At 34.9% G+C, this 874-nt stretch carries 2 protein-coding genes; both read left to right on the top strand.

Annotated features, from left to right (window positions below; translation table 11 throughout):
* The coding region (locus tag NK213_RS20240) for a hypothetical protein (RefSeq protein WP_253352707.1) at positions 1-537 on the top strand (537 nt) is incomplete at its 5' end.
* Positions 537-874: BppU family phage baseplate upper protein (locus tag NK213_RS20235; RefSeq protein WP_253352705.1), on the top strand; the 338-nt coding region annotated here is incomplete at its 3' end. The genes NK213_RS20240 and NK213_RS20235, both read left to right, overlap by 1 nt.

Raw genomic sequence — 874 nt, 5'->3', positions numbered from 1 at the left:
TCTGTATATTTAATAAATTATCTTGAGAATGGAATTCCGACAAATAAATTCGGAATAAGGATAGCAGGCGGATATTCGAGCTCCTATGATACTCCGTACAGTATAACAGGAGATAAAGTAGAAGTAGCAGCAAGATCAACTTATAACACAGTGAATAATTATGTAGGGAATGCTACTTCAAAAACAATAATGGTATCAGATACAGACTATGGTGACACTTCTAAATTTACAACAAGAACTGTAAGAATAGGAGCGCAGGGGAAGTATTTAACATATGATATATTAGTGAGATATAACGTAAATGGTGCAACAGCCAATATACTGGAAAATTTGCCTCCATCTTATTTCCCGTATTACAACAGCCCTTGGACAAAAGGTTTAGACTTCTGTATATATGGAAGTGACGGGAGTGTGACTAAAGGAGAATTAATAGGAACCTATGTAATAGGAGAAACAGGAAGAATAGTCCATAGCGGTACTTTGACGGCAGGTGTAACGTATACTGCAAAATTACAGGTGAGAGGAGCATTCCAATAATGAGAAAAGAATATTCAGTTGATTTAGAATTATTTGAGAATATAAAGCATACAAATATACTGTATGTACAGGGAGATAGCGAAGTATATCCATTAACAATTAATTTACGGAAATACGGAATGCCGTTCGATTTGACAGGGAAAACAGCAACATTAACAGTAACAAAAGTGTCAGGAGCTGTGGTGGTGGGAGAATGTGAGATAAAAGATATAGACGGTGTATTAATTTATAGATTCAAAGGGAATGAGATAAATGAACAAGGAAAAGTAAGTGCATTAGTACAGGTGTATACGGGAAATAAAAGACTTACCTTTCAGGAATTTGTATTTCATGTAAA

This window comes from Sebaldella sp. S0638, from assembly GCF_024158605.1.
GTDB lineage: Bacteria > Fusobacteriota > Fusobacteriia > Fusobacteriales > Leptotrichiaceae > Sebaldella.
Note: the sequence above shows the minus strand (reverse complement) of the source record. Positions and strands in the feature narration are given on the sequence as shown.